This window comes from Hallella absiana (assembly GCF_025457485.1).
Classification (GTDB): domain Bacteria; phylum Bacteroidota; class Bacteroidia; order Bacteroidales; family Bacteroidaceae; genus Prevotella; species Prevotella absiana.
Map to the genome: position 1 here is coordinate 1 of NZ_JAMXSP010000012.1, position 15,121 is coordinate 15,121.

General features: G+C 51.7%; 15 protein-coding genes. 4 read left to right on the forward strand and 11 right to left on the reverse strand.

The annotated features are described in order from the left end of the window. Window positions 1-348 precede the first annotated feature (348 nt). Together NG346_RS07655 and NG346_RS07660 are read right to left on the reverse strand one after the other, a co-directional pair. Complete coding sequence (locus tag NG346_RS07655; protein WP_262279953.1) at window positions 349-945, reverse strand: OmpH family outer membrane protein; 597 nt, start codon at window positions 943-945, stop codon at window positions 349-351. 44 nt (window positions 946-989) lie between these two features. Then, on the reverse strand, window positions 990-1,184 hold the full coding sequence (locus tag NG346_RS07660; protein ID WP_262279952.1) for a hypothetical protein: 195 nt from the start codon (window positions 1,182-1,184) through the stop codon (window positions 990-992). 108 nt (window positions 1,185-1,292) lie between these two features. Here NG346_RS07660 and NG346_RS07665 point away from each other — a divergent pair, with 108 nt between their 5' ends. The 3 genes from NG346_RS07665 to NG346_RS07675 all read left to right on the forward strand — a co-directional run bounded on the left by NG346_RS07665 (window position 1,293) and on the right by NG346_RS07675 (window position 3,770). Further along, window positions 1,293-2,744, forward strand: coding sequence for an aminoacyl-histidine dipeptidase (locus NG346_RS07665; RefSeq protein WP_262279951.1), 1,452 nt, complete (start codon window positions 1,293-1,295; stop codon window positions 2,742-2,744). A gap of 3 nt (window positions 2,745-2,747) precedes the next feature. After that, entirely contained in the window at window positions 2,748-3,119 is a 372-nt protein-coding gene (locus tag NG346_RS07670; RefSeq protein ID WP_262279950.1) for a hypothetical protein, read from the forward strand. Between the two features lie 264 nt (window positions 3,120-3,383). Further along, entirely contained in the window at window positions 3,384-3,770 is a 387-nt protein-coding gene (locus NG346_RS07675) for a DUF805 domain-containing protein (RefSeq protein WP_262279949.1), read from the forward strand. A gap of 507 nt (window positions 3,771-4,277) precedes the next feature. Here NG346_RS07675 and NG346_RS07680 read toward each other — a convergent pair. From NG346_RS07680 to NG346_RS07690, 3 genes are all read right to left on the reverse strand, one after another. After that, a complete protein-coding gene (locus tag NG346_RS07680) occupies window positions 4,278-5,291 on the reverse strand; it encodes a glycoside hydrolase 5 family protein (RefSeq protein ID WP_262279948.1) in 1,014 nt (337 codons plus the stop codon). A gap of 121 nt (window positions 5,292-5,412) precedes the next feature. Further along, complete coding sequence (mnmA, locus tag NG346_RS07685) at window positions 5,413-6,495, reverse strand: tRNA 2-thiouridine(34) synthase MnmA (protein WP_396266757.1); 1,083 nt, start codon at window positions 6,493-6,495, stop codon at window positions 5,413-5,415. A gap of 15 nt (window positions 6,496-6,510) precedes the next feature. Beyond that, window positions 6,511-7,935 (reverse strand): threonine/serine exporter family protein, encoded by a 1,425-nt coding sequence (locus NG346_RS07690; protein WP_262279947.1) that lies wholly within the window; start codon window positions 7,933-7,935, stop codon window positions 6,511-6,513. A gap of 159 nt (window positions 7,936-8,094) precedes the next feature. Here NG346_RS07690 and NG346_RS07695 point away from each other — a divergent pair, with 159 nt between their 5' ends. Further along, window positions 8,095-8,964 carry an aldose 1-epimerase family protein gene (locus NG346_RS07695; RefSeq protein ID WP_262279946.1) on the forward strand — a complete coding sequence of 290 codons (870 nt, stop codon included), beginning with the start codon at window positions 8,095-8,097 and terminating at the stop codon, window positions 8,962-8,964. A 36-nt stretch (window positions 8,965-9,000) separates the two neighbouring features. Here NG346_RS07695 and cls read toward each other — a convergent pair whose 3' ends face one another. The 6 genes from cls to NG346_RS07725 form a co-directional block, all read right to left on the reverse strand. Further along, window positions 9,001-10,425: a cardiolipin synthase gene (cls, locus tag NG346_RS07700; RefSeq protein ID WP_262279945.1), complete on the reverse strand. Its 1,425-nt coding sequence runs from the start codon at window positions 10,423-10,425 to the stop codon at window positions 9,001-9,003. Window positions 10,426-10,460: 35 nt separating this feature from the next. Next, on the reverse strand, window positions 10,461-11,048 hold the full coding sequence (locus NG346_RS07705; RefSeq protein ID WP_262279944.1) for a 7-carboxy-7-deazaguanine synthase QueE: 588 nt from the start codon (window positions 11,046-11,048) through the stop codon (window positions 10,461-10,463). A 36-nt stretch (window positions 11,049-11,084) separates the two neighbouring features. Next, window positions 11,085-11,429: a 6-pyruvoyl trahydropterin synthase family protein gene (locus NG346_RS07710; RefSeq protein WP_262279943.1), complete on the reverse strand. Its 345-nt coding sequence runs from the start codon at window positions 11,427-11,429 to the stop codon at window positions 11,085-11,087. A 61-nt stretch (window positions 11,430-11,490) separates the two neighbouring features. Further along, window positions 11,491-13,146, reverse strand: coding sequence for a hypothetical protein (locus NG346_RS07715; protein ID WP_262279942.1), 1,656 nt, complete (start codon window positions 13,144-13,146; stop codon window positions 11,491-11,493). A 243-nt stretch (window positions 13,147-13,389) separates the two neighbouring features. After that, the gene (locus NG346_RS07720) at window positions 13,390-13,800 is read right to left on the reverse strand and encodes a hypothetical protein (protein WP_262279941.1); all 411 of its coding nucleotides are present in this window, start codon (window positions 13,798-13,800) and stop codon (window positions 13,390-13,392) included. Then, complete coding sequence (locus tag NG346_RS07725; protein ID WP_262288549.1) at window positions 13,797-15,053, reverse strand: L-serine ammonia-lyase, iron-sulfur-dependent, subunit alpha; 1,257 nt, start codon at window positions 15,051-15,053, stop codon at window positions 13,797-13,799. Before NG346_RS07725 ends, NG346_RS07720 begins: the two co-directional genes overlap by 4 nt. Window positions 15,054-15,121: the final 68 nt, after the last annotated feature.

Below are 15,121 nucleotides of genomic sequence, written 5' to 3' on the forward strand. Positions count from 1 at the left end.
CCGCTACAAATGTAACAATAATAAATGAAATGACAAAACATAATAAGTTAAATATAAACTGATTTATAGATAATTGGCTTTGCAGCTTGCGTTATCGCTACAAATTAATCGAAAATTCAGATAAAAATATCTTGTATGTCATTTCCTTTTTCAAGACAACATGCAATCTTGTCAAGAATCAGTTAGAGTTAGGGAACTGACGAAAGTCATCTGCTATCATTTCCTTAGAGATAAAGACAAGAGTTACTCGTCTTTTGAGATATGTATGACAGTTTATGCCATATAAGATAAGAGCAGAGCGACAAATACTGTGCTCTGCTCCCTATATATCTGATTGAATGAAGTCGTTTACTTCTTCAGTTTGCTTTTGTAGGCTTTGTTCAGTCCGGCTACCACCTCGTTGGTGATGTCATAGGCTTTGTCGGCATAGAGCACGTTGTCGCCCTGCTTGGCAAAGATCATACCATACTTCTTATCCTTGTTGTAGATGGCCAGATAGTGCTGCAGTGAGTCATGCAGAGCCTTGTTGTATTTGTTGGTCTCCTCCTGGAACTCACCGCTCAGTCGCTGGTTGAGCTGCTGCAGGTCATTGCTCTGCTTCTGCAGTCCGGCCTGTATAGCCTCAGCCTGCTCGCGCGTGTAGGCGTTCTGCTGTACCTTTTGCTGGAAGTTGGCAGCGGCGGCCTGCAGTTGCTGCTGCTTGCCGGCGAGCGTCTTCTGGATGTTGTTGCCCTTCTGCTCGAGGATCTTGCTGTACTCCTTGCAGAACTGATACTGCGTCATGATGGAGTCTACCTCCACGAAAGCAATCTTGGAACTTGCGGCTTTCGTTGTTGTCTCAGGAGCCTTGTCGTCCATCTGAGGCTTGCTTTTGTCGCAGCTGACGAGCGTGAGAGCTGACATAGCCATCACGGCCAGCGTGCGTAATGCGTTTGTAGTTTTCATTGTCTTGTATTCTGTTTTGTTTTTAATTTCCGATAGCGTGCTGATCACATTGCCTGCGACTTCATGCGAGCCTCCCGGTCTTGGTCGATGACGCAATGAATGCCCTGCTTGCGAAGGGCGGCATTGTCGTGGATGTGCTGCGACTGAAACGAGCCGTTCTTCTTCAAGATGACGCGCACGCACAGCAGGATCATGGCAATAGCAATTATTAACACCGTGCAGAGTAATGTTTCTATCATTTTTTGTAATTTTGCAGTGCTTGCTTGCACAATTATAAGTGCAAAGATAGCACAATAAAGGCAAATGACAAAGAAAAAACACATAAACCTTATTAAAAAACGAACATCATGGCAGAATTGAAACCAGCTCGCGTGTTCGAGCAATTCGCAAAGATCAACCACATACCCCGCCCCTCGAAACACGAGGAACAAATGATCGCCTTCCTGAAGAAGTTTGGCGAGGATCACGGTTTGGAGACACTGGTCGACGAGACCGGCAACGTGCTGATCCGCAAACCGGCTACCAAAGGCTATGAGAACCGTCCTACCACGATACTGCAAAGCCACATGGATATGGTCTGCGACAAACTCGTGGATGTAGACTTCGACTTCCATAAAGACGCTATCCAGACTTACGTCGACGGAGAGTGGCTTCACGCCAAAGGCACTACCTTAGGCGCTGACGACGGTATCGGCGACGCTATCGAGTTGGCCATCCTCGACTCCGACGACATCGAGCACGGCCCGCTGGAGTGTGTGTTCACCGTCGACGAGGAGACAAGTCTCGGCGGTGCCATCGGCATGAAACCCGGTTTCATGACCGGTAAGTATCTCGTCAACCTCGACTCTGAGGAGGAAGGCCAGATCTTCATCTCCTGCGCCGGTGGTATGTCGACAAAGGCTACCTTCCGTTTCCAGCGCGAGGATGCACCTAAGGGCTACTTCTTCTTCGAAGGCAGTCTCAAAGGCCTCAAAGGCGGACACTCCGGCGACGACATCGAGAAGAAACGCGCCAATGCCATCAAGATCCTGGCCCGCTTCCTCTATATGGAGCAGAGCAAGACCGACCTCAGACTGGCACAGTGGAACTCCGGCAAGATGCACAATGCCATCCCGCGCGACGGCAAGATTGTCTTCGCCGTTCCCGCTGACAAGAAAGAAGAGGTAAAGGCCGACTGGAACATCTTCTCCAAGGATGTTGAGGACGAGTTCCACGTTACGGATGTCAACATGGTATGGAGCCTGCAGAGTGCAGAGGCGCAGAAGGTGCTGCCCAAAGAGGTCAGCCGCAAACTGATTGCCGGACTTCAGGCTCTGGACAATGGCGTCTTCGCCATCTGCCAGGATCCGGCCCTGAACGATATGGTAGAGACTTCCAGCAATGTTGCCAGTGTGCATACCACCGACGACAGCGTCGTCTTCGTTGCCAGCCATCGCTCCAATGTAACAAGCAACCTTCGCAACATGGCCAACACGGTGCGTGCCGCCTTTGAACTGGCCGGTGCGGAAGTGGAGCAGGGCAGCGGCTATCCCGCGTGGAAGATGAACCCCAACTCCAAGATGGTGAAAGTGGCTGTCGATGCTTACAAGAAACTCTTCCACAAGGATCCTGTGGTTCGTGGCATTCATGCCGGTCTGGAGTGCGGTTTGTTCTCAGAGAAATATCCTGAGCTCGACATGGTCAGCTTCGGTCCTACGCTCCGCCACGTCCATACGCCCGACGAGTGCCTCCACATCCCCACGGTACAGATGGTGTGGGATCATCTGCTCGAAATTCTGAAGAATATTCCCGAGGAATAATCTATGATCAGAACGTTGAAAACGACTTTGCTGCCTCTCGTGACACTGGCCTTCCTGCTTGCGGGCTGTGGCGAGCGTCACGAGGCGCGCAGTATGGCTCAGGACTTCATGGAGGAACACATGCCCATGCAGGACTATGAGGTCGTGCGCTGGTCACGTCTCGACTCCACGTTCTTTGTCACGCCCGTGGCTTTGAAGGCGATGCATGCCGAGGCAGAGCGTTCGAAGATCGTCAATCATCGGGTCAGCTATCAGGGCTATACGCCCAAGCTCCTGTTCATGCACGGCTGGTTTGCTCACGACCGCGACACTGTCTCCCGCACGTTCTACTTCGACGACAAGCTCCAGGGCATTGTGGGAGTGAAACGAAACTGATGACCTGCTGTCAAGACGGTATGTTTTTTTTATGCTCAATGCCCCGTCGCATCGTAACATACACGTGCCGATGCGTCGGGGCATTTGGCGTTTGATGGGTAAAAAAGGCTTGCAACCTTAGCGTATGAGAATGTGAGAGAAGCGAAAAACTGATGGCTCAAATGAAACAAATTGAAGCAGAAACTTGTAGAAATGATGTCTTTTTATTAAATTTGTACCTAAAATACTCAAAAAGATAATTTCTAACTTAAAATCGTATTGATTATGAACATGGTTTCCGCTTTCAAGAAAGTTGTTTTTCACAACTATTGCAATTTCAACGGCCGTGCGCGTCGTCCCGAGTACTGGTGGTTTGTTCTTGACTCTTTTATCATTGGTATTGTGCTTGCTGCCATTAACGAGTGGGCGGTGTCGTCAGGTGATTTCGTTACCATCTTGTTGACGAGTATCTTCTACTATGGCATCTCGTTGGCACTGTTTCTGCCGAGTTTCGGAGTAACTTGGCGTCGCCTCCACGACATAGGTAAGGGCGGACAGTGGTACTGGATCTGCCTCATCCCCATCATTGGCTTCATTTGGCTCATCGTGCTGCTTTGCCAACCGAGCGAGCCGCAGGAGAACCGCTTTGGCCCTGAGGTAGAAGAAGAATGAGCATAAGCAAAAAACACAGCCCCGGAATCACTTCCAAGGCTGTGCTATCTTAATTGTGAAAAATCTAAAGATAAATTGAGCGACTCTCCGCTCAAAGTGTTATCACAATCTTAAAACCTAATAACTAAAAACCTAAATCTATTACTAACCTAAACAATCTATTAACCTTTTGACACTGCAAAATTACTAAGTTCTCTGCATTCCCACAATTTATTTTCCTCATAAAAATCGAATTTTATTGTTTAATTGATTTGCGTCAATTGTTGTGTGCGATAACAAATATATGAAGTGTTATTTTTGTTTAACAGCCCATCAATTAGTCTCTCGAAGATTTGGAGATAACCACAAAAACTCCTAACTTTGTCTATAGAAAAGAAAGAAAAAGACACGTCATAGTATGACGTGTATCATAAGCAATAAGAAATTTTGATTTGTTTTAGTAGATTAGTTTTTAAGTAGTTTGTTTTTTGGGAATCGGTTGTCGTGAGACACCCGATTTTTTTTTGTCTATTTTGTCTGAGCTTTAATGAAATTTACTTCCTGTGTGAGGTATGGCGATCCGTCGGGTCGCAGGATGTCGTGGAACCACACGTCGGGTTCGCTACCGTCGGGGTGTGGATCGCCCCAGGCATAGCGTGTGTTGGTCTTACCGGTGACCAGTCCCCAGTTGATGGCAATCACACGGTGGCGTTTGAGCAGTGGCATGATGGTGCGGAAGAAACTGCCTTGCGTGCGCGCCATATACTCGGTGCAAGCCAAAGGACGACCAAGGGCTTGAAGCTTCTTGATCTCCTGCTCATGGCGGATGGAATCGTGGTAATCATGATACGAGATGATGTCGGAATTGCTCAACTGAAAGTCGTTGAGTGGCTTGAAATCATCGGTCTCGCGCCAGATGCCGGCGGTCAGCGGCTGCGAGGGTTGGCATTGGCGGGCCCAAATGAACACATTGCGCAGCAGGGATAGCGACGTAGTGCCATGATGGCTGTTGCCCGGCTCATTATAGAGGTCCCACATGAGCACACGGCTGTCGTGGCCGAAGGTCGTGAGAATATCCTGAACGTAGCGTTTCAGTTGTGGATAGAGCTTAGTGGTGTCTAACCGCAAATCGCAGGAGGGATCCTGTACCCACTGGCTGTTGTGAACGCCTGTGAGAGGCTGAGGCTGTGGGCCATAGGCAGAGATCGCATTCCAACAGTCGTCAAAGAAGACAAACATCGGCTTGATGCCATGAGAAGCGCAGACAGAGAGAAAGTCATCCATCCGTGTCTTTAATCCTTGAGAATCGTGGGCATAGACGATGCTGCTGAGAAACACGCGCAGGGTCTTGAAGCCCAACTGCTCGGCCCAGCCCAGTTCCTTGTCGATGGTGGCATGGTCGTAGGTTTCCTCGCTCCACATCTCTATCTGATTATCAGCGTTGGCGGGGATATAATCGCAACCAGCCATCCAAGGGTATTGCGCATACCACTTGTTGGCTTTCTCTGCCGTCCATCGTCCGGCAATCGTCTCAGCGAACATAGTTGGAAAACTAAGAAACAAACAAACGATAATCAGTAATAAACGTAGTCTTTTCATAATGTAGGGAGCCTTTGCTTTATTTGTTTTCCCCCTTCTGTACCATTTTCCCTCTATTCTTTCTTTATTCCATCTCAATCTCACCCGAGCCGAAACAGCGGTGGTGCTGCTCGTCGTAGACCACGCAGAACTGTCCGGGAGCCACACCATGGATCTTCTTGTCGGCATGGATGATGTAGCGACCTTCTCCGGCGTGCTCCACCGAGCCGGTGAGATATTCCGGTGTATGGCGGATCTTAAACGTCACGCGTGGCTGATCCACTTCGGTGGTAAGGAAATGGAAGTCGTGGATTGTGAAGTCTTGTTTGTAGGCTGTCTGCGGGTCATAGCCGTGGCTGACATAGAGGATATTCTTTGCCACGTCTTTCTTGACGACAAACCACGGTCCGCCACCGAGTCCCAGTCCTTTGCGCTGTCCGATGGTGTGGAACCACAGTCCGCGGTGCTCGCCGATGCGCTTTCCCGTCTCCCATTCGATGATGTCGCCGGGCTGCTCGCCGAGATAACGGCGGACATATTCGTTGTAGTCGATATTACCGAGGAAACAGATGCCCTGCGAGTCCTTGCGCTTGGCATTGATGAGATGCTCACGCTCAGCAATCTCGCGCACCTCGTCCTTGACGAAGTGGCCGATGGGGAAGATAGCCTTTTGCAGTTGCCAGTTGTAGATCTGTGCCAGGAAGTCGGTCTGATCCTTCACGGGGTCGGGACTGGTGGTGAGCCACTTGCGCCCGTCGATCCACTCGGTTTGCGCATAGTGGCCTGTGGCGATGAGGTCGTAGTCGTGGCCCATCTTCTCGTCGAAGGCCCCGAACTTGATGAGCCGGTTGCACATCACGTCGGGATTGGGCGTGAAGCCCGCCTTCACCTTTTCCATGGTGTAGCGTGTCACCTGGCTCCAGTATTCCTTATGGCAGTCCACCACTTGCAGGCGGCAGTGGAACCGGGCAGCCACAGCGGTAGCCATCTCCAAGTCCTCCTCGGAGTTGCAGTCCCACTCCTCCTTTTCCTCGGGACCAATCTTGATGTAGAAACAGTCGGGGTGCAGGCCCATCCGGGCGAGCTCGTAGACGACAACAGAGCTGTCTACGCCCCCGGAGAGCAGCACGGCGATGCGCTTATCACGAATATCTTCTATTTTCAGCATGATGGTTGTTGACGGTTATTTCGTCTCGCACTCGCAGAGATCGACGAACTTACCCTTGGCCTTGCGCTCCTCGATGAGCTGGTGGAGTTTGCGCTTGCGGTTGGGTGCGATCCACTTGCGGGCGAAGATGTTGGGGATGGCCACGCCCATGGCGATGACGATGATGACGAGTGAGCCGTTGATGGCGTTGTGTGTGGCAAAGGTCACCTCGCCCACGATACCCTGCATGTCGATGAGTCCGTAGAGGCCTCGATACATCAGCACACCGGGGATCATAGGAATGACAGCAGGAATGGTGATGACCTGATGAGGTGTATGGAGCTTGTGCACCATCTTGATGTTGATGACAGAGATGAGTGCAGAGCCCACCAGCGAACCAATCATCAGACCTTGTCCCAAACCTATGTTGTTGTTGGCAGGACCGAGGTTGACGAAGTTGCGCGAGCAGACAGCGATGATAGCTCCGCAGGCTATCCAGGGCATAAGACGTTTAGGGGTGTTGTAGATAGTGGCGAAGCCCATACCCGAGATGGCGGCGGCAATGGCGTAGGAGATAAAGCTGTTGTGCGGAATCATACTCAGATCCTTGACAAAGTTGTCCTGACCGCAGACTTTAATAGCCAGCGCAATACCGAAGCTCATCGCCATGACCATGAGCATAGTGTTTGTGGCTCGGATAAGGCCGTTCTCGATATGGTTGTCGAGCATGTCGTTGACAAAGTTGATCAGTGGCACTCCCGGCACGATATACAGCGCGCAGGCCATAAAGGGATGGTAAGGCGTGTCGGAGTGAAGCACTGTAGCGAGCCACTCAGGTAGATGCGCGGCAACGGCAGGGGTAGAGAGGAATGTGGTGAGCCAGGCGATGAGCGTGGAGACAAAGGCGGCCACACCAATATTGAAATAGCTGTTGGAGCCTTTCTTGTTGAGCCACATACGCAGGCGGTTGCCAAGGATGGCAGCAAGGGAAGCGTAGAAGAAAGCGGTCCAGTCGCAACCGAACTGCACGCAGAAGCCACCGCAGGCAAAACCGGCACAGATAGCGATCATCCACTCGCTGTAGTAGTGGGGACCGTGCGCAATCTTCTCCAGTTCCTCGCTGTACTTGTCGAGCGAGTAGTCTTCTTTGATGGCACGCCACGAGAGCTTGCTGATCTCCTGGATGGCGTAGAAGTTGATGGCGTGCTTGTCGCACCGGCGCATCTTGGAGTAAGAGTGTGTCTCGTCGCTGAGGTTCACCTGCAGCATGTAGTAGTCCATCTCGACATGCAGGTTCTCCTTTGGCAATCCGAGAAAAGCCGCCGTGCGCTCCATGTTGCGCTTGACACGGCTGGTGTCGGCACTGCTGTCCATCAAAATCTCACCGGTACGCAACAGCAAGTCGAGCTTGCGGGTTAACTCCTTTGTCGACGTACTGTTTTCTGTAGTGTTCCCTTCCATGAATACTGTCTTAATAAATGATTGGTAACCTATTGACTAAACAAAAATGTAATATCGAGTGCAAAGTTACTCATTTTTTATGAGATATTATCATTTTCTCTTGTTCGTCAACGTACTTTTTCATAACTTTGCTATAAAGTAAACCAATCATTGAGAATAATGGAGCAGATTAAGAATTCACAACTCACTGTGGAAATTGCTGATCACGGCGCAGAACTGGTCAGCGTGAAGGATGCGCAAGGTAAGGAATATCTGTGGCAGGCCGATCCCAAATACTGGGGTCGTCATTCGCCGATACTCTTCCCCATTGTGGGCAGCTTGTGGAATGGTGTCTATCATGTGTGCGGCAAGGATTATCCTTTGTCGCGCCACGGCTTTGCGCGCGACATGGATTTCCATCTGATTGCCAAGGGCGACGAGCAGGTGGTCTTTGCCCTGCACGACTCGGCAGAGACGCTGAAGAAGTATCCTTTCCATTTCAATCTTGCTGTGAGCTATCGGCTGAAGGACAATCAGCTGCATGTGGTGTGGCACGTGGAGAATACCGACGACAAGACCATCTGGTTTCAAGTGGGTGGGCATCCGGCCTTCAATGTGCCTGACATGAAGCAGGGAGAGGCGCTTCACGGTCGTCTGCGCTTCGACAATGCGGAGCCCATCCGTCGCTTCCTGGCAGAGCAAGGCTGCTTGGACCGCGCTCGCCACGAGGAGGTGAAGACCGAAAACGGTGTGTGGGCCTTTGACACGCAAAGCTTCGACAACGATGCCCTGGTGTTTGATCATAGTCAGATCAGAAAGATAGAACTGTTGGATGCTGAGGGTAAGGCTGCGGTGACCGTTCAGACCAAGGCTCCGGCACTCGGCATTTGGAGTCCGAGCGGTAAAGACGCGCCCTTCATCTGTATTGAGCCGTGGTATGGCGTGACCGATGTCGATGGCTTCGATGGAGAGTTGCGCGACAAGTATCTCGTCAACCAGCTGCTGCCGGGATCGAGCTTTATGAGCGAATATGTGATTACAATCGGATAGTTGCGTCAGCAGACCGACTTTCTATAATCAGGTGGGTTACATCAGCGGGCTGACAACTCGGAGGATGCTTTCCCACAGCCGGCTGAAAAAACTCTGATGTTCCACCTCTCTCACCTCATCGATCAGCAGACTGTTGGCTTGGTCGTTGAGAAATACCTCTTTCATGCGCAGTGCCATCTCGCGGTCATAGAAGAAGATGTTTGACTCGAAGTCGTGTTCAAAGCTTCGGAAGTCCACGTTGGTGCTGCCGCATGTGCAGAGGTTGTCGTCGCAGACCATGAGTTTGGAGTGGTTGAATCCGGCTTTGTAGAGATAGACTTTCACACTGGCTTCCAGCGTCTCCATGACATAGGAGATGGAGGATCGGTCGACGATGCGTGAGTCACTTTTCAAGGGGATCATCAGTCTGACGTCGACACCGGCGAGTGCCGCGGTGCGCATGGCAAAGAGAATGGGCTCTGTGGGGAGAAAGTAAGGACTCTCCATATAGACGTAGTGTTTAGCCTCGAGCAGCACGCGCACGTAGCCCTGCATGATGTCGGGCCAGGGAGAGATGGGACTGCTGGTGACCACTTGTGCGAGGCAATCGTTGGAGATACGCATGTCGAGTTCGGGATAGTATTTACGGTCCGTGACCAGCGTTCTGTCGACAAAATACCAGTCGACGAGAAAAGCGCGTTGAATGGCATAGACGGCACCGCCGGTCACCTTGAGGTGTGTGTCTCGCCAAGCGAGTTTGCCGGTGCCTTTGACATAGCGTGTGGCGAAGTTCATGCCACCGATGAATCCTACCTTCCCATCGATGATCACCAGTTTTCGGTGGTTGCGGTAGTTGACTTTAGAGGTGAAAGCGGGGAACTTCACGGGCATGAAAGCGTGGACGTCAATACCGGCGTTGCGCATGCGCTCATAGAAGCTGCCATGCACCTTCCAGCACGCTACGTCGTCGTAGATGACGCGCACTTCCACTCCTTCCTTGGCTTTGTCGATGAGAGCATCAGCGATGAGGTTGCCCAGAGCATCGTCGGCAAAGATGAAGATGTCGATATGTATATGGTCGCGGGCCTTGCTGATCTCGTGGAGCAGGGAAGGGAAAAACTCATAACCGCTGGTATAGATCTCCACCTCATTGTCTTTAAAAGGCAGAGCCATGCTCTGGTTTTTAAAGAGCGACATCAGCGGACGATAGGTTTCGGGGATGCGCAGGTCGCGCTGCTCGGCAAACTCCAGCATAGCGCGCTTGGTCAGTTGGTCAAGCGACCGCTGGCTGATCATCCTTTCCTTGCGCGTGTTTTGTCCAAAGAAGAAATAGAGGATGATGCCCAGCAGAGGGATGAACCATAGCACCAACAGCCATGCCATGGTCTTGGACGGCTGCCGGTTGTCCATCAACACCTTGAGCATGACGATCAACACGATCAAGGTGTAACCTACTACTCCTAACCAGTGAAGAATGAGCATTTATGAATGTTGAGTGTTGAATGTTGAGTGATGAATTATGCAATCCCCACCATCTTATGTGTTTGCAGTGATAGTTGCCAGCGAGGGTGCTGTTTGATATATTCAATGCACTGATGCACGATGCGCTGATTCTGCTCACGGTCTCCGGTATCGCAGGGCTGGAGATAATAGTACTGCGCTTTGATGCCGAAGCCACAGGGGGGCTCCTTGCCGTCAAAGACCACCTTCAACTCACTGCATTGCTCCACTATCGGTTGGATCTTGGGCGAGACTGTCAGCCAGTCCAATCCTGCAGGTGGTTGGTGGGTGCCATTGCTCTCCATGGCCACTCGATAGCCGAGTTGGTGGAGACGGCCGACAAGCTCATCGTCGGCTTGCAGTGAAGGCTCTCCACCCGTGAGGATGCACCACAGAGCCACGCCCGTGGACTTTGGCGAAGGAAAGTCGGCTAAATGCCGCACGATGTCGTCGAGCGTCATCAAGGTATATTCCGTGAAATCGGTGTCACAAAACGAGCAGTGGAGGTTGCAGCCGCTGAAACGGATGAAAACCGCCGCCTGCCCCGTGTTGCGTCCTTCGCCTTGCAGACTATAGAAGATCTCGTTGATCCGATACTCCTTCATATAATAGCTTCCTTAATCTTTTTCTCCTTATTATATTTATCTTTCCTCCTCATCTTTCTCGTACCACGCGATGTTGTTGTCGCTTTCCTGGACCACAGCTTTATAGCAGTTGGGCACTTCGTCGACAATCCATCGTGCAATATTCTCGGCGGTGGGGTTGAAGGGCAGCACCTTGTTGATGTCCTGATGGTCGAGACGGCCGTGGATGAGTTGCTTGATTTGTCCAAAATCAGCTACCATGCCATTCTCGTTGAGCTCCCGTGCTTTACAGTAGACGGTGACATGCCAGTTGTGGCCATGTGGCTGCGTGCATTTGCTGCTGTAAGTCAGTGTGAGATGATGGCTGGCTGAGATTTCAAAGCTCTTTTGTATATAGTACATATTGTCTTAATGATGTTGTGAGTCAGCAGGGTGGTCCTTGCTGTGTGTTGTCGTATGTTGTTTATTTACCTTTGTTTTTCTGTATGTAAGCCAACTCTTGCAGTGCGAAGTCGCTGCTGTCGGGCTCGTCGAGCATTTGCTTGAGGAGCTTTTCTGCGGCATCATAGTCTTTCATCTCCACGAGGAGATAAGCTTTACGGCGTTTGAGGAAGCTGATGAATGTTTTTTCGGATTGCTGTTCTTCAGTATAGTCCTCTTCGTCATCGCCATCTCTATTCACCATGGGGGGGACGATTTCCGATAGCAATCTGTCGATGAATCTCATTGCGTTGCCGTCGTGCGAGTTGACCAGGCAGTTGATATACATCTCTGTGTAGCTGATGCGACGCGTGCTGATCAATGGCTGCAAGTAGTATATTCCTTCTTTGTATCGTCCCAGGCATGTATAGCAAGTACCAAGGTAATAGCTGACCTCGAAATATTTGCCGAGCTCCTGAGGTGCCATGTCTCCGCTTGCTTTTGCCAATTCCTGATATACCGGCTCCAGCCTTCTAATGGCCTCGTAGTATCGTTTCTCGTTGATGAGATCCTTGCTTTCGAAGAGGAGCTGTCTGAGCTGTGGCGACTGCAAGTACAGAAGTAGTTTCTCGTCTTTGTCGAGTTGGTCCGTGCTTCCTTTCTGCTGTTTGGCCATTGCCTCTTTCCAGATGTAGTTGAATTTCTCCTGGATATTTTTCTTACCCTTTAGGTCATAGCCGAGCAGGAGACTTGTGGCCACTTTCTGGTGGTCGTTGCTTTCCACGGGGAGATCCGGCGTTAATGGGGTGGGGATGAGGCATAGCGTGACCCGGTAGTATATGGTGTCGGTCGACTGTCCTTCATCCTCTACGTCAATGATCAGCTGCTGACGGATAGAGGGCTCGGCAGGATTGACGAAGCTGAGCCGCAGCATGGCAAAAGAGTTGCTGACTTTTTCGTCTTTGATGACCGACTGATGAATGGGGTAGGAGAGAATCTCATCGGCGCTGTCGTGATGCTCGACTTGATCGCCCCGGTAAATATCCAGACTGACGGGTTGCAGGGAGGAGAGTCCCAGCGCGGCCGTGAGAAGGTGACCGAGGCTAAACTCTGAGCCTTCCTGCTCATGCCAGTTAGGGCCTTCGCTTTGGTGCATCATCTCCTGCTCGCGTATGAGGAAGAGCTCGTGTTGCCACTCTGCTCCCTGTTTCTCCACGTCATAGTTGCTGATATGCTTGGTGGAGGGCTTCAGCTCGCTGTATTGTTGGACAAACAGCGCCTGCCAATAGAAGATGTTGCTGAGCTCTTTGCGCAGGTTGTCGGTGGCATCGTCGTCGTGGAGAGTGAGTGTGTCGATGATATGCAGGTCCACTTTTCCCGTTTTCTCATTGACGGTGTAGACGATGCGGCAGCTCTCGGCATTGAGGTTGCATTGGTTGCAGAGGCTGCGCACGGGTTCGAGATAGCTGACCGGCGTGTCGAAGAAGTAGAAAAAGAAAAGTCGGATGCAGACAGAATCTTTCTCCAATCTCACGCGGAAGTGACCGCTCTGATAGTCAAAACGAGCCACCAAATCGTCGTGGTCTTTCTCCCAGAGAGCTTGTGTGTTGAGTGCTTTGAGTGCTTTGTCGAGACGCTTCTTGTTGAGCTCTTGCGCATGGTCGGGCTTCAACCTGGTCTTCTCACCTCTATGTTCCAAGAAGTTGATGAGCAGGGTGACTCCCGCAGTGATCGCGCATATTGCACAAAGCTCTAAAAGAAATATAATCCACGTCATTCAATTACTTTTTTGATTTTACAAATATAAGCAATATTTGTGAAACCCAAAAGGAAACGGTCATCTTTTTTATTTCCGCGTACTGTTTTCCTTATGATTTGTGCATTTCGTTGGCCTGTGAGGGTGAGGATCGTCTTCGCCCTTGTGTTTTCATCTTTTCTGCTGTCATTTCTTTTTCGCAGCTTCCACGGCGGGCTGATACTCTTCGATTCTCGACACGAGTGTGTCTTTATCTTTTGTCCACAGTGCAATGCGCACGATATTTCCTATGTCCGTCGATCCTGATCTCTTGATGTGTCTTGTGCGGCCCATCGTGAGTGTGTCGCGTCGGCTGGGATAGCTGATGAGTTGCAGACTCTTCTGATCAGTGGCCGGTCCCACATAGAAGATGTCGGCGCTGTCTTTGATATTTTTCATTTTGGCGGCCTGCTTGCGGTGCAGGGCTGCGGTGTCGATGGGCTCGAAGACCTTGGCGGCCACGGTGTCGCCGAGCTCTTCCTTGGGAGCCATACGGCAGGAGGTGGTCATCAGCGAGAAGGCGAAGACGGGCATGCAGAGGTAAAGGATCTTTCTCATAGGGCTTTGTCAGCGTTGTTGTTGATACTGAGTTTTGCCAGTCCGCCTTCAGAAGTCTCTTTGTAGAGCGAGGGCAGGTCGTGGCCGGTTTGTCGCATGGCCTCTACTACCTTGTCGAAGCTGACGCGATGCTTGCCGTCGCTGAACGAGGCATAGAGGTTGGCGTCGAGGGCGCGTGTGGCGGCGAAGGCGTTGCGCTCGATGCAGGGGATCTGCACCAGTCCGCAAACGGGATCACAGGTCATGCCCAGGTGATGTTCCAATCCCATTTCGGCGGCATACTCTATTTGTGCGGGACTGCCGCCAAAGAGCTGGCAGGCAGCTGCCGAGGCCATGGCGCAGGCTACGCCGACCTCGCCCTGGCAGCCCACGTCGGCACCGGAGATGCTGGCATTTTCCTTGACGATGTTTCCCACCAGTCCGGCTGTGGCGAGGGCGTGGAGGATGCGGTTCTCAGAAAAGTCGTGGCCTTGCCACAGATGGTAGAGCACGCCGGGGATGACACCGCAGGCGCCGCAGGTGGGAGCTGTGACAATGGTGCCGCCGCTGGCGTTTTCCTCGCTGGCGGCCAGTGCGTAGGCGTAGACCAGCGCCCGCGTCTGCAAGCTCTGCTTATAGCCCTGTGCCTTGACATAATAGGTAGGAGCCTTGCGCTGAAGGTTCAGCGGGCCGGGCAGTCGTCCGTCGTGTTTGATGCCGCGCTCCACGGCTGCTTTCATGGCCTCCCATACTTCATGGAGATAGTCCCAGATGCTGTCGTTCTCCCACTCCTTGACATATTCCCAGTAGGCGCGTCCTGTGTCGTCGCACCAGTGCTGGATGTCGACCAGATGGGTGAGTGGATAGATATTCTGTGAGTCGGGAAGGATGCCGGTGGGGTGGTCGCCCTCTGACAGTGCTCCGCCGCCGATGGAATAGACGATCCAAGGCGATGAGGCACGGCCGTCGTCAGATGACTTTTGCGGCTCCTGAGTGTCGAGCACTTCAAATTTCATGGCATTGGGGTGAAAGGGGAGGAAGACGTCGGGCTTCCAGATGATCTCCACCACGCCCTGCGCTTCGAGCACCTCTTTGATAGCCACGTCGGTCATGTGGCCTTTGCCGGTGGCGGCGAGCGAGCCGAAGAGCGTCACTCGGAAGGCCTCTGCCTCAGGGTGCTGTTTCAGATAGAGTTGTGCTGCTTTCTGCGGGCCCATGGTGTGGCTCGAAGAGGGTCCTTTGCCGATGCGGTATATCTCTCGTAATGATTTCATAAGCTCATAAATATGCCGCAAAGTTACACATAATATTTGAAAGAGAGCGACTTTTCGATGTTTTATCA